General features: G+C 53.8%; 25 protein-coding genes. 11 read left to right on the top strand and 14 right to left on the bottom strand.

What is annotated here, in order from left to right; translation table 11 throughout:
• Positions 1-65: 65 nt before the first annotated feature.
• Complete coding sequence (locus AAEY27_RS03640) at positions 66-470, bottom strand: YgiW/YdeI family stress tolerance OB fold protein (RefSeq protein WP_342323561.1); 405 nt, start codon at positions 468-470, stop codon at positions 66-68.
• Positions 471-615: 145 nt separating this feature from the next.
• On the opposite strand from AAEY27_RS03640, the gene qseB reads away from it, so the two are divergent.
• From qseB to AAEY27_RS03620, 4 genes are all read left to right on the top strand, one after another.
• Entirely contained in the window at positions 616-1275 is a 660-nt protein-coding gene (gene qseB, locus AAEY27_RS03635; protein WP_342323560.1) for a quorum sensing response regulator transcription factor QseB, read from the top strand.
• Positions 1272-2618, top strand: coding sequence for a quorum sensing histidine kinase QseC (qseC, locus tag AAEY27_RS03630; RefSeq protein WP_342323559.1), 1347 nt, complete (start codon positions 1272-1274; stop codon positions 2616-2618). The genes qseB and qseC overlap by 4 nt, the downstream gene beginning before the upstream one ends.
• Positions 2619-2725: 107 nt before the next feature.
• Positions 2726-3307, top strand: coding sequence for an NAD(P)H-dependent oxidoreductase (locus AAEY27_RS03625; RefSeq protein WP_342323558.1), 582 nt, complete (start codon positions 2726-2728; stop codon positions 3305-3307).
• Positions 3308-3335: 28 nt separating this feature from the next.
• Positions 3336-3650, top strand: coding sequence for a putative quinol monooxygenase (locus tag AAEY27_RS03620; protein ID WP_342323557.1), 315 nt, complete (start codon positions 3336-3338; stop codon positions 3648-3650).
• Between the two features lie 40 nt (positions 3651-3690).
• Here the strand turns inward: AAEY27_RS03620 and AAEY27_RS03615 are convergent, their stop codons facing one another.
• The 3 genes from AAEY27_RS03615 to AAEY27_RS03605 are packed head-to-tail and all read right to left on the bottom strand — an operon-like array spanning position 3691 to position 8060.
• Positions 3691-4881 (bottom strand): glycoside hydrolase family 88 protein, encoded by a 1191-nt coding sequence (locus AAEY27_RS03615; RefSeq protein ID WP_342323556.1) that lies wholly within the window; start codon positions 4879-4881, stop codon positions 3691-3693.
• 37 nt (positions 4882-4918) lie between these two features.
• Entirely contained in the window at positions 4919-6175 is a 1257-nt protein-coding gene (locus AAEY27_RS03610; RefSeq protein WP_342323555.1) for an oligosaccharide MFS transporter, read from the bottom strand.
• A 58-nt stretch (positions 6176-6233) separates the two neighbouring features.
• Complete coding sequence (locus tag AAEY27_RS03605) at positions 6234-8060, bottom strand: DUF2264 domain-containing protein (protein ID WP_342323554.1); 1827 nt, start codon at positions 8058-8060, stop codon at positions 6234-6236.
• Positions 8061-8225: 165 nt separating this feature from the next.
• Here AAEY27_RS03605 and AAEY27_RS03600 point away from each other — a divergent pair, with 165 nt between their 5' ends.
• The 4 genes from AAEY27_RS03600 (at position 8226) to AAEY27_RS03585 (ending at position 11527) form a co-directional block, all read left to right on the top strand.
• Positions 8226-9086: a helix-turn-helix transcriptional regulator gene (locus tag AAEY27_RS03600; RefSeq protein ID WP_342323553.1), complete on the top strand. Its 861-nt coding sequence runs from the start codon at positions 8226-8228 to the stop codon at positions 9084-9086.
• 52 nt (positions 9087-9138) lie between these two features.
• Positions 9139-10050 (top strand): LysR family transcriptional regulator, encoded by a 912-nt coding sequence (locus tag AAEY27_RS03595; RefSeq protein ID WP_342323552.1) that lies wholly within the window; start codon positions 9139-9141, stop codon positions 10048-10050.
• Positions 10051-10152: 102 nt separating this feature from the next.
• On the top strand, positions 10153-10560 hold the full coding sequence (locus AAEY27_RS03590) for a DoxX family protein (protein WP_342323551.1): 408 nt from the start codon (positions 10153-10155) through the stop codon (positions 10558-10560).
• Positions 10561-10570: 10 nt separating this feature from the next.
• Positions 10571-11527, top strand: a complete 957-nt coding sequence (locus tag AAEY27_RS03585; RefSeq protein WP_342323550.1) for a glutathione S-transferase family protein — start codon at positions 10571-10573, stop codon at positions 11525-11527.
• 52 nt (positions 11528-11579) lie between these two features.
• On the opposite strand, the gene AAEY27_RS03580 is transcribed toward AAEY27_RS03585, so the two are convergent.
• From AAEY27_RS03580 to nudF, 7 genes are all read right to left on the bottom strand, one after another.
• Positions 11580-11981, bottom strand: a complete 402-nt coding sequence (locus tag AAEY27_RS03580; protein WP_342323549.1) for a hypothetical protein — start codon at positions 11979-11981, stop codon at positions 11580-11582.
• Positions 11978-12802, bottom strand: a complete 825-nt coding sequence (locus AAEY27_RS03575; protein ID WP_342323548.1) for a hypothetical protein — start codon at positions 12800-12802, stop codon at positions 11978-11980. Before AAEY27_RS03575 ends, AAEY27_RS03580 begins: the two co-directional genes overlap by 4 nt.
• A 65-nt stretch (positions 12803-12867) precedes the next feature.
• Entirely contained in the window at positions 12868-14760 is a 1893-nt protein-coding gene (gene parE, locus AAEY27_RS03570) for a DNA topoisomerase IV subunit B (protein ID WP_342323547.1), read from the bottom strand.
• A 41-nt stretch (positions 14761-14801) separates the two neighbouring features.
• On the bottom strand, positions 14802-15377 hold the full coding sequence (gene yqiA / locus AAEY27_RS03565) for an esterase YqiA (protein ID WP_342323546.1): 576 nt from the start codon (positions 15375-15377) through the stop codon (positions 14802-14804).
• Positions 15377-16204, bottom strand: a complete 828-nt coding sequence (cpdA, locus tag AAEY27_RS03560; protein ID WP_342323545.1) for a 3',5'-cyclic-AMP phosphodiesterase — start codon at positions 16202-16204, stop codon at positions 15377-15379. Before cpdA ends, yqiA begins: the two co-directional genes overlap by 1 nt.
• Positions 16205-16228: 24 nt before the next feature.
• Entirely contained in the window at positions 16229-16651 is a 423-nt protein-coding gene (locus AAEY27_RS03555) for a DUF1249 family protein (protein ID WP_342323544.1), read from the bottom strand.
• Complete coding sequence (gene nudF / locus AAEY27_RS03550) at positions 16648-17280, bottom strand: ADP-ribose diphosphatase (protein ID WP_342325454.1); 633 nt, start codon at positions 17278-17280, stop codon at positions 16648-16650. The genes AAEY27_RS03555 and nudF overlap by 4 nt, the downstream gene beginning before the upstream one ends.
• A gap of 206 nt (positions 17281-17486) precedes the next feature.
• On the opposite strand from nudF, the gene tolC reads away from it, so the two are divergent.
• The 3 genes from tolC to AAEY27_RS03535 all read left to right on the top strand — a co-directional run bounded on the left by tolC (position 17487) and on the right by AAEY27_RS03535 (position 20913).
• Positions 17487-18926: an outer membrane channel protein TolC gene (gene tolC / locus AAEY27_RS03545; RefSeq protein WP_342323543.1), complete on the top strand. Its 1440-nt coding sequence runs from the start codon at positions 17487-17489 to the stop codon at positions 18924-18926.
• Positions 18927-19075: 149 nt separating this feature from the next.
• Positions 19076-19747 (top strand): DUF1190 family protein, encoded by a 672-nt coding sequence (locus tag AAEY27_RS03540; protein WP_342323542.1) that lies wholly within the window; start codon positions 19076-19078, stop codon positions 19745-19747.
• A 5-nt stretch (positions 19748-19752) separates the two neighbouring features.
• The gene (locus tag AAEY27_RS03535; RefSeq protein ID WP_342323541.1) at positions 19753-20913 is read left to right on the top strand and encodes a glutathionylspermidine synthase family protein; all 1161 of its coding nucleotides are present in this window, start codon (positions 19753-19755) and stop codon (positions 20911-20913) included.
• Between the two features lie 82 nt (positions 20914-20995).
• On the opposite strand, the gene AAEY27_RS03530 is transcribed toward AAEY27_RS03535, so the two are convergent.
• Genes AAEY27_RS03530 through AAEY27_RS03520 form a run of 3 tightly spaced genes read right to left on the bottom strand, consistent with a single transcriptional unit; the run spans position 20996 to position 23843 of the window.
• On the bottom strand, positions 20996-22282 hold the full coding sequence (locus AAEY27_RS03530) for a TRAP transporter large permease (RefSeq protein ID WP_342323540.1): 1287 nt from the start codon (positions 22280-22282) through the stop codon (positions 20996-20998).
• Positions 22283-22301: 19 nt separating this feature from the next.
• Positions 22302-22811, bottom strand: a complete 510-nt coding sequence (locus AAEY27_RS03525; RefSeq protein ID WP_342323539.1) for a TRAP transporter small permease — start codon at positions 22809-22811, stop codon at positions 22302-22304.
• 54 nt (positions 22812-22865) lie between these two features.
• On the bottom strand, positions 22866-23843 hold the full coding sequence (locus AAEY27_RS03520; RefSeq protein ID WP_342323538.1) for a TRAP transporter substrate-binding protein: 978 nt from the start codon (positions 23841-23843) through the stop codon (positions 22866-22868).
• Between the last annotated feature and the right edge of the window lie 90 nt (positions 23844-23933).

Genomic DNA, 23933 nt, shown 5'->3' with positions numbered 1-23933 from the left:
AGATACTACCCTATCTGCGGCGAGGAGTCATAGCGATGAGCGATTTTTTCACTCGCAGTTAGCGCTTACTGACTGACTTTGCGGATCTCTTTCACGTCGATTTCCACCGAGTTCCAGTCTTTATCGACTTCACCCTGAATCTCGACTTTATCCTGCGGGCCAACGGTCACGCCGTTCCAGCGTTTATCCTTGATTTCGACGTTAATCGTGCCGGTGGCATCTTTGAATAAATAGGTGTCATCAGAGATACGTTCCACGATGTTGCCGCTCAGCGTAACCCAGGCGTCATCGCGCAAGGATTTGGCGCTTTCGACGGTGGCTTTACTGCCATTTGGCCCGGTAAAGCCGCCGTTCTGTTGGGACGAGGTTTGCTGGGTGGAACCCGGCCCGGTGAACCCGCCTTGATTAGCCGCAAATGCGGGGGCGGAACAGAGTGCGATAACAGCGGTAATAGCAGCGAACTTTTTCATTTTTTCTCTCCCTTTCCAGTGGTGAGGCTCCATTTAACCTGCCATTTCTTAACAACTTCTTAAGGGGAAAAAAGATAATTTTTCGCTGTACATTGCCGGTCGCGAGCGGGTTTACTGCCATCAGAAAGCGGTGAAAGGAGGCGTTATGCGCATTTTATTAATTGAAGATGACACGTTAATCGGCGACGGCATCAAAGCCGGATTAAGCAAAAAAGGCTTCTGCGTCGACTGGTTTACCGACGGCAAGCTTGGCAAAGCTGCGCTGTTTGCCGCACCTTATGACGCGGTGATCCTCGACTTAACGCTGCCAGGCATCGACGGGCTGGATATTTTACGCGCCTGGCGCGAAGAGAAACGCGCGGAACCGGTGCTGATCCTCACCGCCCGCGACGCCATTGACCAGCGCGTCGAAGGTTTGCGACTCGGCGCGGATGATTACCTGTGCAAACCTTTTGCCTTGATCGAAGTGGCCGCTCGCCTGGAAGTGTTGATTCGCCGAACGCACGGCCAGGCGCAGAGCGTGTTATGTCACGGGCAAGTGACGCTCGATCCCGTAAATCTGGTTGCGACCTTCAACAATGAAACGCTCTCGCTGAAACCCAAAGAGTTCGCCCTGCTGGAGTTGCTGCTGCGCAATGCCGGGCGCGTATTGCCGCGCAAACTTATCGAAGAGAAGCTCTATAACTGGGACGACGACGTTTCCAGCAATGCGGTGGAGGTGCATGTGCACCACCTGCGGCGCAAACTCGGCAGCGAGTTTATCCGCACCGTGCACGGTATCGGTTACACCCTGGGAGACCAATGAAACTCACCTTTCCGTTGAGCCTGCGCCTGCGCCTCACGCTGCTATTTTTATTGCTCTCAATGGCAGCCTGGCTGTGCGCCAGCCTGGTGGCCTGGCAACAAACCCGCGACAAACTCGACAAGCTGTTTGATACGCAACAGATGCTGTTCGCCAAACGGCTCAGCGTGATGGAACTCAACCAGTTACCCGGCATAACACCGCAAATTGGCAAAAAGAAGATCAAACACGGGCATCTGGATGATGACGCGCTGGCGTTCGCTATCTATTCCACGGACGGCAAAATGCTGCTGAACGACGGCGAGAATGGCCGGGATATTCCGTACAACTATCGCCGCGAAGGCTTTGATAACGGCCATTTGCAGGATGAAGATGATCAATGGCGCTTCCTGTGGCTCACCGCGCCGGGCGGCAAATTCCGCGTAGTCGTCGGCCAGGAATGGGAGTATCGCCAGGAGATGGCGCTGGAAATTATCGCCTCGCAACTGACACCGTGGCTGGTAGCCCTGCCGTTAATGCTGGCGCTGCTGATTGTGCTGCTCTCTTTTGAACTGCGCCCTTTGAAAAAGCTGGCGCTGGCGCTGCGTTCCCGCGCGCCGGATCATGCTGAACCGCTTAACACACAAGGCGTGCCCAGCGAAGTGCGCCCGTTGGTTGATGCCCTGAACCAGCTTTTCGCGCGAACCCACGCCATGATGCTGCGCGAACGGCGCTTTACGTCCGATGCGGCCCATGAGTTGCGCAGCCCGCTGGCGGCGTTGAAAGTACAAACGGAAGTGGCGCAACTCTCCGATGACGATGCCGATTCACGCCAGAAAGCGCTCGCGCAGTTGCACGTGGGCATCGATCGCGCCACGCGGCTGGTGGATCAACTGCTGACGCTATCAAGGCTGGATTCGCTGGACAAAATCGATGGCATCGAAACCCTCTCGGTGGACGCGCTGTTGCAATCAGCAGTCATGGATATTTACCACTGCGCGCAACAGGCGGGCATTGACGTGCGTCTGCACCTGCACGCGCAATCCGTTAACCGCCAAGGGCAGCCGCTGTTACTCAGTTTGTTAGTGCGTAATTTGCTGGATAACGCCATTCGCTACAGCCCGCCGGGCAGTGTGGTCGACGTCACGCTGGAAGCAAACGCGTTTAGCGTGCGGGATAACGGGCCGGGCATCAGCCACGAAGCGCTGGCGCGTATTGGCGAGCGTTTTTACCGTCCGCCGGGGCAAAGCGAAACCGGTAGCGGGCTTGGTTTGTCGATTGTGCAGCGCATTGCCGCGATGCATCAAATGACGGTCACCTTTGCTAATCATCCGCAAGGCGGATTTATTGCTCGCCTGAACTGGTAGCGGCAATTATTGCTATTGCCGCAAAAGTCTTTGCAATTTTTGCCAATTACACTGCACCGTTGATCCGGGTAGAATCGCCGCCAAACGCTTTTATCCGAGGACAAATTATGAGCAATATCTTGATTATCAACGGCGCGAAGAAATTCGCTCACTCTAATGGTCAGTTGAACGACACCCTGACCGAGGTCGCGGAAGGTTTCCTGCGCGACGCCGGACATGATGTTAGAACCGTGCGTACTGACGGCGATTACGATGTCAAAGCGGAAGTTGAAAACTTCCTGTGGGCCGACACCATCATTTGGCAGATGCCGGGCTGGTGGATGGGCGCGCCGTGGACCGTCAAAAAATACATGGACGATGTGTTCACCGAAGGCCACGGATCACTGTATGCCAGCGATGGTCGTACGCGTTCTGATGCGTCGAAAAAATACGGTTCCGGCGGCCTGATTCAGGGCAAAACCTATATGCTGTCGCTGACCTGGAACGCGCCGATGGATGCATTTACCGATGAAGATCAGTTCTTCCACGGTGTTGGTGTTGACGGTGTTTACCTGCCTTTCCATAAAGCCAATCAATTCCTCGGCATGGATCCGCTGCCGACATTTATCGTTAATGACGTCATCAAAATGCCGGACGTACCGCGTTATATCGCAGAATATCGCAAGCATCTGGCCGAGATTTTTGCTTAACTGTAGCTGGACTTAGGAGGAGTAAACCATGTTGACAGTAATTGCAGAAATCCGCACTCGCCCGGGCCAGCATCATCGCCAGGCAGTGCTTGATGAATTCGCGAAGATTGTACCCGTTGTACTGAAAGAAGAAGGCTGCCACGGCTATGCACCGCTGGTGGATCACGCTGCGGGCGTGAGCTTTCAGGCAACAGCGCCGGATTCAATCATGATGGTGGAGCGATGGGAAAGCGTGGCGCATCTTGAAGCGCACCTGCAAACTCCGCATATGAAAGCGTGGAGCGAAGCGGTCAAAGGGAACGTGCTGGAAACACATATCCGCATTCTCGAAGCGGGTCTGTAAGAGAATGTCCCTCTCCCTAAAGGGAGAGGGAAAAGACGCTCTACCAATATAACTTCCAGCTTTGCGAAAACCGCGCCAGTGCCTCCACGTAAAAATAATCCCCCCAGCTACAGCACTCATCGACCCCTTTATTGCTCGACAGGTGATACACCGAATGTTTCAGCAGCCCGGTTGTCGCGTCCTGTTTGCCCGCCAGATAATGCTTACCCAATGACGACATAATGCGCATCGCCCACTGCTGATAATGCGCGCGATCCGGATCCGTCACCGGCAGTTGCTTAACCAACTCCAGCAAGCCGCACACCGCAATTGCCGCCGATGACGAATCGCGCAGCGCATCGGTGCCCACCAACGCCAAATCCCAGTGGCAAACCGCGTCTTCCGGCAAACGGTTGAGGAAGTAGTTGGCGAGGCGTTTCGATAGCGCCACCATCTCTTTGTCGCCGGTGTAGATATAACTCAGCAGAAAACCGTAAATCCCCCACGCCTGGCCGCGCGACCAGCAGGAGTCATCCGCGTAGCCCTGCTGCGTGTTGCCGTAGCGCGGCGCGCCGGTTTGCACATCCATGTAGTACGTGTGAAACGTTGAGGCATCTTCACGAATCAGGTACTTCGCCGCCTGATTTACATGTGCCTGCGCGGCGTCGGCAAAACGCCGATCCCCGGTTTGCTCCGTCGCCCAGTACAGCAGCGGCAGGTTCATATTGCAGTCGATAATCATGCGCCCGGCCTGTTCGGGATCTTGTAGATCGCCCCACGCCTGAATGATCTGCGCCTTTTCGTGAAAGCGCTCCAGCAGGGCTTCTGCCGCCAACAGCGCGAAACCGCGCGCTTCGCGATTGCCGGTCAGACGCCAGGCCGCCACACAAGAGAGCGTGTATAAAAAGCCAAGATCGTGGGTGTTGGTATCCTGTCGCCCGGCAATGCGCAGGCCGAACGAGCGCACATGGCGCTCTGCCAGCGCGCGGCACTGTTCGTCGCCACTCATTTCCCACGCCAGCCATAACTGCCCGGTCCAGAAACTGGTGGTCCACTCGACATTATCGGTTAACGGGTAATAGCCCTGCACACAAGTTTCCGCCGGGAATTGTTCACCGAATTGCGTTAAATGACGGCGAATCAGTTCAAGGGTATGGTTACGCGCGGAATCCAGCTCATCTTTAAACGCCTGCACATCAATGGGCGCACCGGGGAGTTCACGTAACCTTTCCTCAACGATTTTACTTAACATATTTCGGTTCCTTCTTTTTACAGAAAATAAGTAGCCATTAACGCGTCGCAATATCCAGCGCATTATGTTGACGCCATTTGCTCTGACAGGCCGATAAGGTAAACAGGGAAATTAAAGTAAAGGCCAGCGCAATACTGCCCATAATAATGTAGGTGTTTTCAAAACCGATGCGGTCATACAAAATCCCGGCCGGGGAGGAAATCACCACATTACCGACATACAACATCGCCTGATAACCCAATAAATACATGGTGGCGTTAACCCGCTTATCGAAATGCTCGGCGATATATTTAAAGACCGACACCAGCAGTAAACAAATTTCCAGACCGTACAGCGGTTTCAATACCGAAATAAGTAAATGTGATTCGCACAAGCCGGAAATAATTAACCGCGCGCCAACTACCAGCCCGACAATTAATAACCCGCGTTTAGCGCCGATAAAGTTCACAAACAGCGGAATTACCATATACATGACGAATTCCATTCCGGATTGCACCGTCCCCAAATAACCAAAGACGGCATTGCCCTGATGAACATCATCAAAGAAGGTGACGAAATAGCGCGAGAACTGCTGTTCGGCGATAAACATCATCCAGGCGACACCGGCGACATACAGGCAGAAAGCCCAGAACTTGCGGTTACGCAGCAGCGCGTAAACATCCGCCGGGGCGATTTTTTCCTTCGCCAGCACGTCGCTGGCATGCGCGGAATGCACGTTCACTTTCAGGCTCAGCAGCACCGCCAACATAATCAGTGACGCCACGGATCCCATAATAAAGTTGTACGCCGGAGAGAGGTTAAACAGCAGGCCGGAAAACGACGACGCGACTGCCCAACCCAGCGATCCCCACATTCTGATTTGGCCGAACTCCATGCCATTTAAACGGCTGTAGCGATCGGTATAGGATTCGCACGCCGCCACGCCCGCATACCAGGCGAAGCTCAGATAAATCGCCCCGACAATAATCCCCGCTAAGGTGTTAGAAATTAACAGCGGTTGGTAAACGTAAATAAAGAATGGCGCCATTAACGCCGACATTAATACGACGAAATAGAGCAAGTATTTGCTCATGCCGATTTTATCCAGGATATAGCCGTAGATCGGTTTGAGGATCACCGAAAATATCCCATTAACGGCAAATACCGTGCCGATAACCGTACCGCTGAGGTTGGCTTTTTGCCCCAACCAGATAGCCAGCAAGCCAATACTCGCCGACCAGGTAAAAAAGTAGAGGAATATAAAGGTGCTGATTTTGTAATACTCAGTTTTATTATTGATGGCTATTTTTTCCATACTATCCTCGACGAAAGCATGTAGGGTTCAGAGTTTATTGCCCGGTCGAGACCGGGAATTAAAAAGCAATAACGTTGTTATTTTTTTGCCCCGGATGAGAAATCACCAGCGCATGGTCTTCTATTTGCAATATCGGTAAGTCGTGATTAAAAGCGTTTTCAGTTATGCCAGCCTGCACGGCGCAGGCCAGCCACTGCCTGCCAGGCGCAATATCGCCGCGCAGCACGGGGATCGCGGCGCACGGCGAAAACATGATGCTGCTATTGGGCGGCGTCACCACGCTGTCGGCCTCGCGCGGCGCATCGGTAAGCAGCTCGAAAATGCCACTGACGCCGTTTTCCGCCACCACCAGGCTACCGCCAGATTCAAGACGATGCGGCGCTTTCAACACCGCAAAACCGCCTTCCACACTCTGCAAATGGCGTGCGGAATCAATGCAATGCACGCGTACATGCCAGTCGCCGCAGGGAATAAGCCAGGTACTGATATGCACGTCCTGCCACGGTGACCAGCGCGAGAAAATCGCCTGCGGGCTGATCTTCACCTCTTCACATTCACGGCGACCACGAAAGTAGTTATCCCCGTCACTGAGCAGCAACATTGAGTCACACGCGGCATGTTTAATGCCGTACCGCCCGCGCTCAATGGTGAAACCAAAGCGGCTGGAGTAGGCAAATTTGGTGTATTTCGCCTCGGTATTGACGTAGTTGTTCAACTCAAGCTGGCCGGATGTGAGCATCCAGACATGCCGCGACTGGTCGCTTTGAACAATGATTTGCCCGGCTGGCGGGATTGTCCGCTGCACATCTAATGCGGGTAACGGTTGCTCGGCGGCTTGCCAGAACGTGTCGGACGCCGGCAATGCGAGAATCAAAAACACTTTCAGCGCCCAATAAGGTGAACCCGGCGAGTTGTAGTCTTCGCACATCGCCAGGTTCGGGTAGGCAAAACCGAGCGTCAAAATGCCGTCGCGATCGAAAATCGGCTGCATAAGCCACCAGCGCAGATGGCGCAGGACAAGGCCCTTCACCACGCCCGGTGAAAATACCGGCAGGCCGGAAAACGCCACCGCGCTCCAGAACGCGACCATCGCAAAGCGGTACGTCAGGCTGCGGCCAAACGGCACCGATTCCCCCTCCGCCGCCGACATATAGATAAAGTCCTGCGCGAACAGGCTGGCCCGTTCGCGGATGATGGCCGCGCGCCCGGCATCGTCTTCACCATTAAGCGTGGCGTAGATCAGGCCGTAAAAATGGAACGCCATGGAGATGTAGTAATCTTTGGGTCGGCCCGGGCCATCGGAATACCAGCCATCGCCCAGATAGTAGGCATCCATCATCGCAAAGCGGCGTTCAATCGCGGCGGCGTCCCACGGCAACCCCGCGCGTTTAAAACCCAGTTGCACCATGATGGCGAAAAAATTCCAGTTGCTGTCGGGCATTTGCGCATCAGTGATTTGATAAAGCCACTGATGCAGGTTATCCACTTCACGTTCGCTGAAGGCCGCCGTCAGCTTGTCACCCAGCAGCGCCAGCCCTAAACCGTACGCCGCCATCTCGACCAGGCGCTGATCGTAGGGTTCGGTATCCCCCCAGTAACCGCTGTTTTGCGCGTTGGTTCCGCGCTTGATCGCCGCAATGTATTTCGCGCTGAACGGTTCGGCGTCGCCGCCCGCCATCAGTGGAAACAGCCCCCACAATGCGCGGGATAACCCTTCCATTTCGGCAATCGCGTCACGGTAATGGGCGCTGGTCGCGCCAAGGGAAAATTGCGACGCCCCTTCAGGGAACTGCTTATCCAACGCGCCGAGCATCTCAATAAGTGCCCCAACGACATCGTCGCGAGATGACAATGGATTTGATGTTTTCTCTTGCGCCGCCAGCATAACGTTCCCTCCCTTTAGGTGTCGCAGAAGGATAGTTAATGACCAGGAAGAGGAAATGTTACCTTTGTCACACCGCCGAAAGTTGCCTGAACCAATAATGAATAAAATTTAAAACCGTGGTTTATAAATGCCTCGTGGGAAGGAAAAATTGAGAATGGTTGCACTATGACTTCGACCTTGCAGGAAGAGCGGCTGGAGCTGATTACCCTCAACGATGCCATCGTGTCGTTTAGCCGGCTTTTCGCCAATACCGTGCGTTACCACCACTGGCATCAGTGCCTGGAAGTGCTGTATGTCGAAGAGGGTTTTGGCGTGGTGATTGTCGATAATCGCCAGTACACCATGCGCCCCGGACGGCTCTTTTTCTTTCCGCCGTTTACCCTGCACCGGGTGATGGTGGATGAGCAGGCAGAACATTGTTACCGGCGCACCATTATTCATGTTGATCACCATGTCGTGCTCAAACACCTGCGCGATTTTCCGCATAATCACCAGCGTTTACAGCGGTTGTCGTTGCGCGGCGCCGCGGCCGTGGTGATGGATGCGGCGGAGATCCACCCGCATATCGATCACCTGTTTAGCTGTTATGCCCGGCTCGCCGAAAGCCGTCGACTGAACGTCGAACAGGTCGCCTGCCTGTTGCTCAATCTGTTAGGAATGTTGCCGGAAGATAACGAGAAATTACCGGAAGAGCGCAGCGGCATCGCCACGCCGGTGATGTTCTGGCTCGAAGAAAATTACCGCCACAAGTTCAGCCTTGAACGGCTGGCGCAGGAGCTGGGCAAATCCCGCAGTTATGTGTCGCGCCGTTTCCACTTTGAGACCGGCGAACCGATTCATCAATACCTCAACACACTGCGTCTGCGTAAAGCCTGCGACTACCTGCTACACAGCCCGCGCAGCATCCGCGATATCGCCAGCGACGTCGGTTTTTCCGACGTGACATACTTTATCAGCGCGTTTAAGCGCGGTATCGGCGAGACGCCGCTGCAATACCGTAAAAACCACCCGCCAGCGTCGCGCTGACTTTTGGCTTTTGCTATGGTGATGTTCCGACAAAACCACCCGGAAAGGGCATATGGAACGGCTGGATTGCGATCGCATGTTTGTTGCGGTCATGGAAACAGGCAGCTTTACCGGCGCGGCACAGCGCTGTGGCACCAGCCACGGCCAGGCGTCGAAATTGATCTCCCGCCTGGAGCATGAACTTGGCGTCAACCTGCTGCGCCGCAGTACCCGTTCGCTGACGCCCACGGAAGTCGGGCTTGCCTATTACGAACGTATTCGCCAGTTGCTGATTGATTACGATGCGCTAAACGATTCGGTGCGCAATATCGCCAATGCGCCTTCCGGTCTGCTGCGCATTTCGGCACCGGTGACCTTTGGCGCGTCGCAATTAACGCCGCATCTGGTGGCGTTTGCCCGCCGTTATCCGGAAATTGAACTGGATGTCAGCTTCGCCGATCGGTTGGTCAGCGTGGTGGATGAAGGTTTTGATCTTGCGTTGCGTATCGGCAACCTCGCCGACAGCAGCCTCGTTGCCCGTCGCCTGTGTGCCATCCGTAATGTGCTGGTAGCAGCACCGGATTATCTTGCCCAACACGGCGAACCTGCGCACTGGCAACAGCTTGAACAGCACAGCCTGATTGTCGATACCAACTTTCGCGATCCCTGGCACTGGCCGTTTCTCGATGCGCATCAGCAATTGCATGCACAGCCGGTGCGCGGGCGCATGAAATTCTCTAACGCCGAAGTTTGCCTTGAAGCGGCCTGCGCCGGGTTAGGCATTGCCCGCGTGCCGGTGTTTGTGGCAGGCCAGGCATTGAAAGAGAAGCGGGTAAAACCGCTGCTGACCGCCTATGAAGCGCCGCCGCTGGCGCTTTTTGCCGTTTATCCGCCCGCCCGTTATCTGGCGCAAAAATCCCGCGTGTTGATCGATTTTCTGGTCGACGCTTTCGCGCCTCAGCCGGAGTGGGAACAGGGTTGGTGATAATTTCCAAAACGGAAATAAACATCCCTATTTTGCCCAGATAATCATCCGGATGGAAAAACTCTACACTCCTCTCATCAACTGACAGGAGAGGAAAACACCATGTTCGATCAACGCACTGCCCCGTATGCCGCCCTGATTATGCGCCTCGCGCTGGGCATTCTGTTTCTGGCGCATTTTGGCCTGAAGTTTTTCGCGTTTACCCCGGCGGGCACCGCGCAATTTTTTGGCTCGCTCGGCCTGCCAGGCTGGCTGGCGTATGTGACGATGGCGGTTGAACTGGTGGGCGCGATTGCGCTAATCCTCGGTGTTTATGCCCGGATCGTGGCGATTGTACTGATCCCGATTCTGCTCGGCGCCATCTTTACCGTACACGGCCCGGCGGGCTTCTTCTTCACTAACCCGAACGGCGGATGGGAATTCCCGGCCTTCTGGATTATTGGTTTGCTGACGCTGGCATTAACCGGCGACGGTAAATTCGCCCTGAAACCGACCCCGGTAAAAGGTTAACGGAGGCTGCATGCTGATTGAGGGTAAATGGACGGCCGACTGGCACCCGGTGCAGGCCACCGATGAAAAAGGCGGTTTTGTCCGCCAGACCTCCAGCTTTCGCCACTGGGTGACCCCTGACGGGGCACCCGGCATGACCGGCGACGGCGGTTTTCAGGCCGAAGCCGGTCGCTATCATCTGTATGTCGCGCTGATTTGCCCGTGGGCCTCGCGAACGCTGATTGCACGTAAATTAAAGGGACTGGAAGCGACGATTAGCGTGTCAGTGGTTGAACCCTGGCTGCTTGATGAAGGCTGGCACTTTGGCGATTACCCCGGTGCCGATCGCGATACGCTGAATCAAACCGAATGGCTGCACCAGCTTTATACCCGCGCCGATCCGCGTTTTACCGGCCGGGCAACGGTTCCGGTACTGTGGGACAAGCAAACCCGCACCATCGTCAATAACGAGTCCGCCGATATTGTGCGCATGTTAAATAGCGGTTTTGGCGAACTGGCACGCGCAGATATCGACCTTTACCCACAGCACTTGCGCGATGAGATTGACCACCTGAATGCGGAAATTTATCCAAAGCTCAATAACGGGGTTTACCGCGCGGGCTTTGCCACCACGCAACTGAGTTATGAAGAAGCGGTTAACGATGTTTTTGCGATGCTCGATAAGCTCGAAAACCATCTTGCGAAGCGCTCATTCCTGTGCGGTGAGCCGCTAACCGAAGCGGATATTCGCCTGTTTGTCACGTTGATTCGCTTTGATGCCGCTTATCACGGGCTGTTTAAATGCAACCGCCGCAAGCTCGCGGAATATCCCCATCTCGACCGCTATTTGCGCCAGATGCTGGCTGTGCCCGGCATTCGCGAAACGGTGAATATCGACCATATCAAACAGGGCTATTACTCCATCAAAGCCCTAAACCCGAACGGCATTGTACCGCAGGGACCGGATTTGAGTGCTTATGGTTTTTAACGGGCATGATGGATAAAAGGGATGCTTGTAACATCCCTTTTATCTGCCGGGTTTAATCAGCAAAGGTGAGTGTTGTGGCATTGCCAGTTTGGGCAACGGAGGCGCTCTTATTATCCTGCTCGCGGACCCATCGTTTCCCTTTTACAGGATCGCCTTTTTCGCGGTAACCCAGTGAAACTAAGTAGCGTTGTATTTCAAGCACCTTCGCTTTCCCGTCATATTCAATCTGATTGAACTGAGGAGCAGGCCCATCGGCTGCGCGGTAACGCAATACAATAACGTCGCTGAAAAGGGGGGCATTTTTAATTTCAGCGGGGGTAAGCAATTTGTATTCTAACCAATCTGCCTGGGTGTAATCCGCGCTATCTGCCAGATAAACTGAACCGACTTTATACAAAACAATAAGTAGCACCGCCGCGATAGCCGCCAGGGCACATTTCATTATTTTTCTCATCGGAACCTTTCCTGCGGCTGTAGCCCAATGTTCATAAGCACTCCGTTATTAGAAACGACCAATACAGTATCGCGGGTAAAATCATTGTAGGGCTGAATAGATGTCATGAAATTCGGTAACTCACCGTAGAAGGGTTTACCCGTTTTATTCTTTTCAGGATCGGGGAAAAGCAGTGGCTGAAATAGCTTGTTTTTATAACTTCCGGTGGCTCCGTAATAATCCCATCGCTTCAATGCTTCCGCTTTGCTAACGAGTTTAAGCTGCGAAAAATAATTTTGTGGCCTGATAACACGATAAAAGCCCAATAAATCAGACACTAAATCTTCGGCACTGAACCCACTGTCCGTTGTCCATGCAAAGGGAACTGAAAGCTGACGACTTTCAAAGCGTATAGCGGTTCTCATCATGATGGCTAACGCGATGCTGTGTCTAATGTGTAAAGGCGTACCCTTTTTCACCATCCAAAGAGCATAAACACCCGACCCAACGTTATGCGACCATTTATACATTGACTGCGAATATACCAACTCATAGTAAGGCGCGGTGCCGTTTTCGCCGGTGGTCATTTGCTTTAATAAATTACGTATGTCGTCTCCATATGCATGCCCCAGATCGATCCAACCGAGGACTTCAGAATATACCAAACCAAAATCTGCCGTTGGCGCCGCGGATGGATCGATTATGTCACTCCGTTTGCTCATTATTATTAGTCCTTTAATAAGAGGGAAAACATCAAGACGTTTATAGGCGAAATCCACTTTCGACTTACAACGTGCCATCACATTAATCGCACTTCCCCCATTAGCATTTTCCGATTTCATCGCAGGCTCGTAAAAATAGAAAGGGACGCAAATAGCGTCCCTTTACTTTCTGTCGGCAGTGGCAATCAGGCTTCAATATCCGCCATATCGCCTTTTTCTTGCAGCCAGTTGCGGCGGTCTTCCGAACGCTTCTTGGCCAGCAGCATATCCATCATGGCGTTGGTTTGCTGCTCGTCTTCATCGCTGATAATCAGCTGCACCAGACGGCGAGTATTTGGATCGAGCGTGGTTTCACGCAGTTGCATTGGGTTCATCTCGCCCAGCCCTTTAAAGCGCTGCACGTTCGGTTTGCCCTTTTTGCGTTTCAACTGCTCCAGCACGCCGGTTTTCTCTTCTTCCGTCAGCGCGTAATAAACCTCTTTGCCGAGATCAATACGGTACAGCGGAGGTAGCGCCACATGGACGTGACCGTTTTTCACCAGTGCACGGAAATGTTTCACAAACAGCGCGCATAACAGCGTCGCGATGTGCAGACCATCGGAATCCGCATCCGCGAGAATACAGATCTTGCCGTAACGCAGTTGGCTGAGATCATCGCTGTCCGGATCGATACCGATCGCGACCGAGATATCGTGCACTTCCTGCGAGGCCAGCACTTCATCGGAAGAGACTTCCCAGGTGTTCAGGATTTTCCCTTTCAGCGGCATGATCGCCTGGAATTCGCGGTCGCGCGCCTGTTTGGCCGAACCGCCTGCTGAGTCACCTTCCACGAGAAACAGCTCGGTACGCGTTAAATCCTGCGCGGTGCAATCCGCCAGTTTGCCTGGCAGCGCAGGGCCGCTGGTCAGTTTTTTACGCACCACTTTTTTGGCGGCGCGCATACGGCGTTGGGCGCTGGAAATCGCCATTTCCGCCAGCAGCTCTGCCGTTTGAATATTCTGGTTCAGCCACAGGCTGAACGCGTCTTTCACCACGCCGGAGACAAACGCGGCGCACTGACGAGACGATAAACGCTCTTTGGTCTGCCCGGCGAATTGCGGATCCTGCATTTTCACCGACAGCACATAAGCGCAACGATCCCAGATATCTTCCGCAGAAAGCTTCACGCCGCGCGGCAAAATATTGCGGTATTCGCAGAACTCACGCATGGCATCAAGCAGCCCCTGGCGCAAACCGTTAACGTGCGTACCACCCTGCATCGTTGGAATCAAGTTAACGTAGCTTTCCGTCAGCAGTTCGCCGCCTTCCGGCAGCCACAGCAGTGCCCAATCCACCGCTTCTGTTTCGGCGGAGAAATTGCCGATAAACGGTTTTTCCGGCAGTGTCGGCAAGCCGTTCACCGCTTCGCACAGATAGTCGTTCAGACCGTCCTGGTAGCACCAGCGCTGCTCGGCGTTGTTCACTTCATCTTTGAACGTGATCTCAACGCCGGGGCACAATACCGCTTTGGCTTTCAGCAAATGGGTCAGGCGGGAAACGGAAAAGCGCGGGCTATCGAAGAAGGATACATCCGGCCAGAAATGCACGCTGGTGCCGGTGTTGCGTTTGCCACAGGTGCCGATCACTTGCAGATCCTGCACTTTTTCACCGTTTTCAAACGCGATGCTGTAAACCTGGCCGTCACGTTTGACGGTCACTTCCACGCGGCGGGACAAGGCGTTAACCACCGAAATCCCCACGCCGTGCAGGCCGCCGGAGAACTGGTAGTTTTTGTTGGAGAATTTACCGCCCGCATGCAAACGGCAAAGGATCAGCTCAACGGCCGGTACCCCCTCTTCCGGGTGGATATCCACCGGCATGCCACGTCCATCGTCGATAACTTCCAGCGACTGATCGGCGTGCAGGATTACGTCCACGCGCTTCGCGTGGCCCGCCAGCGCTTCATCGACGCTGTTATCAATAACTTCCTGGCCTAAATGGTTAGGGCGCGTGGTATCGGTGTACATCCCCGGACGGCGGCGAACCGGCTCAAGCCCGGTGAGTACCTCTATGGCATCAGCGTTATAGGATTGCGTCATGGTGTGTTCGTAGATAGTGACCGCATCGTTTCCCGGTTAGCTCAATGTAGCCCAAGGAAATCGATAATCTGTGTGAAATGATTCTCAAAGCCCGTAAAGGCATGACTTCCACCCTCTTCAACTGTCTGACGGCAGGCATCGTAATAGGCCACCGCCTGGCGGTAATCAAGCACTTCATCCCCGGTTTGTTGCAGCAGCCAGATTAAATCCGGCGCTTCAAGCGGGTCAACTTGCATCACTTTGAGCTCGTAAATATGGCGAGACTCTAGCACATATTGCTGCCCTGTGTAGGGGTTCTCATTATGCCCGAGATAATCTGCCAGCAATTCAAACGGTCGCACCGCAGGATTCACCACCACCGCAGGCAACATAAAACATTGCGAAAGCCAGGTCGCCAAATAACCGCCCAATGAAGAGCCGACTAAACCTAGTTGTTTTCCACCCTGCTCCAGCACCAGCGACTCCAGCAGCTCGGCAGCAGCAGCCGGATAAGGCGGCAATTGCGGCACCAGCACGTTGATGTCCGGGTAGTTCTGCGCCATCCATTGCGAAAGCTGTGTCGCCTTCGCCGAAAGGGGCGAACTGTTAAAGCCATGCAGATAAAGAAGCGTCGACATCAGTAGCCTTCTGAAGCGGTGTCCGGACTGAATTCTGTACTTTCCAGACGGCAGACTTCGGTATGCAATGTTCCGTCAGCGTACAAATCCAGCCAGCGCCAGCCTGGCGCGATGGTATCAAGCGTAAAATTGGCGCAGTGCGGTTTGAACTGCACGCAGGTCGAGGGCGTCGCCAGCAGACGGCGCCCGTTCCAGTCGAGATCCAACTCTTGATGAATATGCCCGCACAGCAGGTTGCGCACCAGTGGGAAACGTTGCAACACGTTATCTAATTCCGCGGCGTTGCGCAGGCTGTGTTGATCGAGCCAACCACAACCCGACGGGAGCGGATGATGATGAAGTAGCAGTAACGTGTGACGCTGCGGACTGTCGCTGAGTTTTTTCTCCAGCCAGTCGAGCTGGAACTCGCTCAGTTCACCGTGCGGGACGCCAAACACCTGGCTGTCCAGCAACAGAATTTGCCAGTGTTCGCCGACAAAAACGCGTTTTGCGGATGAGATCCCTGCATCCTGTAAGGCGCTGTACATAGCAGGCTGGAAGTCGTGATTACCGGGCAGCCAGACGCAAGGCGCGTCGAAGCTTGCGATGCCTTCAGCGAAAAGCTGATAAGCCGCAGCGGTGTGATCCTGCGCCAAATCGCCGGTGGCGACGATCAGATCGCATGCGCGCTGCTGGGACTGGATGGCCTCCAGTACCGCCTGATAGCTTTCCCAGGTATTTACCCCTAACAGCGTTTCATGCTTTTCGGCAAACAGGTGAGAATCAGTTATTTGTAATACCCTGACTCTGGACTCACCAACCAGAGGCAGGTTTAACAGGCTTTCCAAATGGTGTCCTTAGGTTTCACGACGCTAACAAACCGGAATCGCCATTGCTCCATGTGCTAAACAGTATCGCAGCCAGTCGGCCAGAAACTGATTAATTTGATGCTTTTCGTCGCGTTGATGCAACTTTTTATTAGGATAATCATAACGCGCTTTAAAACGAAAGATCTGCTGGCTCGAACACACTTCAGCCACCATCGCATCGTGGTACAGGCGCACCGTCATTGACGGCAGGCTCCAGTAACTGATGGCGGGCGCGGTCTGCTCAATTTCCACAAGCGTAGTGTAGCGGGTGGATTCAACGATCGTTAACCGGTATTGCGCATTAGTCACCTGATAGCTCACCGTTTCACCCGTCGCATCATTACGCGGTAACAGGCGACGCAACTGGGCGAAATTGGTCTCGCACAGGCGCATCATTTCAGGGAAGTCAGGTGTGTAACGCTTCATTTTTTCCACTCGTTTCGTAAGCTCTCATGATGCAGTTGCAGCCATTGCAAGGCGATGACAGACGCTGCGTTGTCGATTTTCCCCTCTTCAACCCACTGATAAGCCTGCTCCCGGCTTACCACATGAACCCGAATGTCTTCGTTTTCATCCACCAGACCATGAATACCTGAGGCCTGAGTGGCATCCACTTCGCCAACCAATACAGCAGAACGCTCGCTGGTGCCGCCAGGGCTTGCCAGATAACTCAACATTCTTTTCACACGCCCGACCTGCAAACCGGCCTCTTCAACCGCTTCGCGACGCACAACATCTTCGTCGGTTTCGCCTTTTTCGATCATGCCGGCCACCATCTCCAGCAGCCACGGACTTTCACTGGTATCGAAAGCCGCAATGCGGATCTGTTCAATCAGCACAATTTCATCACGTACTGGGTCATAGGGTAGCAAGACTGCGGCGTGACCGCGTTCAAAAATTTCACGGCGTACTTCGCCGCTCATTTCGCCGTTAAACAAACGGTGGCGGAAACGATAAAGATCGAGAGAAAAAAATCCGTTATAGAGTTTTTCCCGTGCAATAATTTCTACATCGTTTTTTGTGAAAGTCACTGCGGACGTTTCTGGCTTATTCATTGGCGACATCTCTTCTGAAGTAATGATAAAACACTGGATTTCAAGTCCGATTAACTGTCGTTTCAAGCTCGGTGTGTTAGATTGGTGCAAATTTATGCCGATGGCACGTAACGCCAAGCTTTCGCGGTGCGTCTTTCTGGTAGAATCGGCGATTATTTTTTCCAATTTAGACCAGCGCTTATGTTGCTTCACAACAAGGAATGCAAATGAAGAAATTGCTCCCCCTCCTTATCGGCCTGAGCCTGACCGGTTTCAGCGCTATGAGCCAGGCAGAAAACCTGCTACAGGTTTATCAGCAGGCGCGTTTAAGCAACCCGGATCTGCGTAAATCCGCCGCCGACCGCGATGCCGCTTTCGAAAAGATCAATGAAGCGCGCAGCCCGTTACTGCCGCAGCTCGGTTTGGGGGCAGATTACACCTATACCAACGGCTTTCGTGATAGCCAGGGTGTGGACTCAAACGTGACCAGTGGTACCCTGCAATTAACGCAATCCATTTTTGATATGTCGAAATGGCGTGCGCTGACATTGCAGGAAAAAACGGCCGGTATTCAGGATGTCACCTGGCAGACCGATCAGCAAACATTGATGCTGAACACGGCAACCGCCTACTTCAACGTACTGAGCGCCATCGATACGCTCTCCTACACTGAAGCACAGAAACAATCTATTTATCGTCAGTTGGACCAAACCACGCAACGTTTCAACGTGGGTCTGGTTGCCATTACTGACGTGCAAAACGCCCGCTCACAATACGACACCGTACTGGCAAATGAAGTGACCGCCCGTAACGAACTGGATAACGCAGTGGAAGCCCTGCGCCAGGTGACCGGCAATTATTATCCGGAGCTGGCATCACTGAATGTCGACAGCTTCAAAACCGACAAACCGCAGGCCGTTAACACGCTGCTGAAGGAAGCGGAAAACCGCAACCTGACGCTGCTGCAAGCGCGTCTGAACCAGGATCTGGCACGCGAGCAAATTCGTCAGGCTCAGGATGGTCACCTGCCGACGTTGGATTTAACCGCCTCAACGGGCGTGTCCAACACCTCTTACAGCGGCTCCAGAACCCGTGACAGCGCGCAATATAATGATTCTGACGTGGGTCAGAACAAAGTTGGCCTGAGCTTCTCCCTGCCGCTGTACCAGGGTGGTCAGGTGAATTCGCAGGTGAAACAGGCGCAGTACAACTTTGTCGGCGCGAGCGAGCAACTGGAAAGCGCGCACCGCAGCGTCGTGCAGACCGTCCGTTCCTCCTTCAATAACGTGAATGCGTCCATCAGCAGCATCAACGCTTACAAACAGGCCGTTGTGTCTGCGCAAAGCTCATTGGATGCGATGGAAGCCGGTTACTCCGTGGGTACGCGTACCATTGTTGATGTGCTGGATGCGACCACTACGCTGTATAACGCGAAACAACAGCTTTCGAGCGCACGTTATAACTACCTGATTAACCAGCTGAATATCAAACAAGCGCTGGGTTCTCTGAACGAGCAAGATCTGCTGGCGCTTAACAACGCGCTGGGCAAATCGATCTCTACCGCGCCGGAAAGTGTGGCACCGGAAAACCCGCAGCAGCAAGCGAGCGTGGATAACATGGGCGCTAACACGCAACCTGCCGCAGCGCGCACCAGCGCCAATCGTTAATCGTTAATCGTTACTTTTGCACAACGGGGGCATCCAGCCCCCGTTTTTACGTAAGGCAACGTAAAGGCCTCCTTTCCTCGCTTTAATTTCAACCACCCATCCTCTATTCTTGGCATCTATTTCTACCTTTGGGGTCCAGGAAGATAAAAATGAAACGGACAAAAAACATTCAACACGCGACGTTCCGCAAAAGCTGGGGCGCGCGCCATCTGACACCTGTCGCATTAGCGGTGACCGCCGTGTTTATGCTGTCAGGCTGTGAACAAAGTGACGAAACAGTTTCCATGTACCAGAACGCCGACGATTGCTCATCCGCGAATCCTGGTAAAAGTGCCGAGTGCACCACCGCCTATAACAATGCCCTGAAAGAAGCCGAACGTACCGCGCCGAAATACGCGACGCGTGAAGATTGCGTTGCCGAGTTTGGCGAAGGCCAGTGCCAGGCTGCACCTGTTCAGGCAGGTATGGCGCCGGAAAACCAGGCCCAGGCGCAGCAGTCCGGCGGCAGTTTCTGGATGCCGCTGATGGCCGGTTACATGATGGGCCGTATGATGGGCGGCGGCGCGGGCTTTGCCCAGCAACCGCTGTTTAGCTCGCGTAACCCGGCAAGCCCGGCTTATGGTCAGTACACCGATGCGTCCGGCAAAGGCTATGGTGCCGCGCAACCAGGCCGCACGACGACAGTGCCGAAAACCGCGATGGCGCCGAAACCGGCGACCACCACCACAGTCACCCGCGGTGGTTTTGGTGAGTCAGTCGCGAAGCAGAACACCATGCAGCGCAGCGCGACAGGCTCTTCCACCCGCTCAATGGGCGGCTGATCCTCATGGAAAGAATCAGTATTACCGAGCGCCCGGACTGGCGCGAAAAAGCCACGGAGTATGGCTTCAATTTTCACACCATGTATGGCGAGCCTTACTGGTGTGAAGAGGCGTATTACAAGCTGACGCTCGCGCAGGTTGAGAAGCTGGAAGACGTTACCGCTGAACTGCACCAAATGTGCCTGAAAGTGGTCGAGAAAGTGGTCGCCAGCGATGAGCTGATGGCGAAGTTTCGCATCCCGAAACACACCTGGAGCTTTGTGCGCCAGTCGTGGGCCACGCATCAACCTTCACTCTATTCACGCCTCGATCTGGCGTGGGATGGCGTCGGTGACCCCAAACTTCTGGAAAATAACGCCGATACACCCACCTCGCTGTATGAAGCAGCATTCTTCCAGTGGATTTGGCTGGAAGATCAGCTCAACGCTGGCAACCTGGCGGAAGGCAGCGATCAGTTCAACAGCCTGCAAGAGAAGCTGATCGCGCGTTTCGCTGAATTGCGCGAGCAACACGGCTTCCAGTTACTGCATTTCACCTGCTGTCGCGACACCGTTGAAGATCGCGGGACCGTGCAATATCTGCAAGATTGCGCAGCGGAAGCGGAACTGGCGTCGGAGTTCCTCTACATCGAAGACATCGGTCTGGGGGAAAAGGGCCAGTTTTCGGACTTGCAGGATCAGGTCATCGGCAATCTGTTCAAGCTTTATCCGTGGGAATACATGCTGCGTGAGATGTTCTCCACCAAGCTGGAAGACGCCGGTGTGCGCTGGTTGGAACCGGCCTGGAAGAGCATTATCTCCAACAAAGCGTTGCTGCCGATGCTGTGGGAAATGTTCCCGGATCATCCGAATCTGTTGCCAGCGTATTTCGCCGAAGACGATCACCCCGCAATGGAAAAATACGTCGTTAAGCCGATTTTTTCCCGTGAAGGCGCGAATGTGTCGATCATTGAGAATGGCAAAACGGTTGAAGCCGTTGAGGGGCCCTACGGCGAAGAGGGGATGATTGTGCAGGAGTTTTACCCGCTGCCGAAGTTTGGCGACAGCTATACGTTGATTGGCAGTTGGCTTATCAACGATCAGCCCGCCGGGATCGGCATCCGCGAAGACCGGGCGCTGATCACCCAAGATCTCTCCCGCTTTTATCCGCATATCTTCGTCGAATAAAACAAAAACCCGGCCTTCAGCGCCGGGTTTTCTCATTCTGTAGGCCGGATAAGCGCAGCGCCATCCGGCAATCCAGAACCAATCAAAGCACCCCAAACAGTTTTGGCAGAAACAACGAAATTGCCGGAATGTACGTTACCAACATCAGCACGACGAACAGGATCGCGTAAAACGGCAGCATCGCCTTCACCACCTGCTCGATCTTCTGCTTACTGACCGCGCTGGCCACAAACAGCACCGACCCTACCGGCGGCGTAATCAATCCAATCCCCAGGTTCACCAGCATGATCATGCCAAAATGCACCGGATCGATACCCAACGCATTGGTCACCGGCAGCAACACGGGCGTAAGGATCAGGATCAGCGGCGCCATATCCATCAACGTGCCAATCAGCAGCAGCATGATGTTAATGCACATTAGGATGACGTACTTGTTATCCGAAATACTGGTGAACGCTTCCGTGATGCGCGCAGGCAGCTGCATATAGGTCATGATGGCGCCAAACGCGGCGGCAAAACCGATCAGGATCATCACGATGGTCACCGTTTTCACGGTGCGATACATCAGCTTCGGCAGTTCCGACCATTTGTAATCACGGTAGATAAACATGGTGACGAAAAAGGCCCACAGACAGGCGATCGCCGCCGATTCTGTAGCGGTAAAAATACCGGACAGAATGCCGCCCATGATGATCACCACCGTCATCAATCCCCACAGCGTATCGACGAAAATCTTCAACGCCTGGCGAAACGGTACGCGCTCCCCTTTCGGGTAACCGCGTTTATGGGCAAACGCGACGCACATCACCATCAGGGTAAAACTCAGCAGTAAACCCGGCAAAATCCCGGCGATAAACAGCGCGGCAATGGACACCGTGCCACCGGTCGCCAGGGAATAGATAACCGAGTTATGGCTTGGCGGTGTAAGGATCGCCTGCACGGAACCGCTGGCGGTGACCGCTGCGGCGAAATCCCGCGGATAGCCTTTTTTGTCCATCTCCGGGATCATCACCGAACCGATCGAGGCGGTGTCGGCAACCGACGAACCTGAGATCGCGCCAAAAAAGGTCGACGCGACAATGTTGACCAGCGACAGGCCGCCGCGAATAAAGCCAACAAAGATATAGGCGAAGTTGACCAGCCTGCGGGCAATACCGCCTTCGGCCATAATCGCGCCGGCGAGGATGAAGAAAGGAATCGCCAACAGCGAGAATTTATTGACGCCATTGGTTAACTGGATCATCACCGCTTCCAGCGGAATATCGATATACCACGCGCCCAACACTGCGCTGATACCCACGGCATAAGCGACCGGCACACCCACCGCCAGCATGATGGCTAACGTAAAGACCAGAATAAACGCATCCATAAAGGTTCCTTACTGGAAATCAGCTCGACGAGCCCAGCATCACCACCGGGCGGTGGTATTGCGCGCCAAAAAGCATTTTTTCGACAATGAACAAAAGGGTGATGGCTGAACCGATCGGCAGCGGTAAATAGCTTTCTCCGGCGGTAAACAGCGGGAATTCCGCGACCGGCTGCTCCCACAGTTCGGCGCACAAAACACCGCTATACCAAAGAATAAACAGGCTGATTGCCATCAGCATGAGATCGGCCACCACAAAGCAGATTTTACGCAGCGGTTCACTTAACCGATCCGTCACCATACTGACCGCGATATGGGAACCGGCGCGGTAGCTTACGGCAGCGCCAATAAAGGTGAACGTCACCATACAAATAATGGCGACCGGTTCCGGCCAGGATAATGCGCTGTTCATGACATAGCGGGCGAAAATGCCCACCGGAATAATCGCCACCATAATTAACAGCGCCAGGCCTGAAATCCACATCGATATTCGATACAGAATATCCATCAACGACGAATAGCGTTCCGCCATAGCAGTTTTCCCGGTGAAGGTTGCAATCGGGCAGGAAGACCTGCCCGGCAGTAGTTATTGCACTTCCTGAATACGCGTAATCAAGTCCTGATGATCTTTACCGTATTTATCGCGCACCGATTGTGTTGCCTCATAAAACGCCGTGGTGTCCATTTCATGGAATTGCACACCGCCCGCTTTCATCGCTTCGAGGGATTTTTCGTTATAGCTTTTCCACAATTCACGCTGCTCGACCTGCGCCTCTTTCGCCAGTTTCAGGATCAATGCCTGATCCTCTTTTTTCAGCTTGTCCCATTTCGCTTTCGAGAATAAAAACAGCTCGGGAATAATGAAGTGTTTACTCCAGGTGTAATTCTTCACTACCGGCAAATAGTTATGCGCCACAAATGTCGGTGGGTTATTTTCGGTGCCATCGATCACCCCGGTTTGCATGCCGCTAAACACTTCGCTGACGCCCATCGCCACCGAGTTAGCACCCATGGCTTTTAAGGTATCCAGCGCAATCGGGCTGCCCTGCACGCGGATCTTCATGCCTTTTAGATCTTCAGCTTTTGTTACCGGCGCTTTGGTGATCAGGTTACGCGTGCCGGCATCCATCCAGCCGAGGAAAATCAGCCGTGATTTGCTACTTTCCGACAGCCGATTGCCAATCTCCTGGCCAATCATGCCATCGAGCACTTTGTGCATATGGTCTTCATCGCGAAATATATAGGGCAGCGTAAAGACGTTAATTTCCGGCAATATCGCTGCCACGGGCGTCATTGAGACGCGGATAATATCGATGGCACCAATTTGCGCCTGCTCAATAACTTGCTTCTCATCACCTAATACGCCGCCGGGAAAGGTCTTAATATCCAGGCGTCCGTCTGTTGCCTTACTTAACTTTTCGCCCATATGTTTTACCGCCACGACATTTGGGTAGTCAGCGGGGTGAACATCAGCGGCGCGAAAGGTTTGGGCGAGAGTGGCGTGGGAAATAAACAGCAGAGCGGAACTAATACAGACTTTCAGTAAGGTTTTTGCTGAGTTCATATTTCCGGGTCTCCAGAGGGTTTAATTTTTAGAAAAATAAGACCAACCGCGAACAGAACGTTCGTGGCATAACTTCGGATAGTTTTTATG

The sequence above is a fragment of the Kosakonia sp. BYX6 genome, from assembly GCF_038449125.1.
Taxonomy (GTDB): Bacteria; Pseudomonadota; Gammaproteobacteria; order Enterobacterales; family Enterobacteriaceae; genus Kosakonia; species Kosakonia calanthes.
This window is presented reverse-complemented; position numbering and strand designations above follow the sequence as displayed.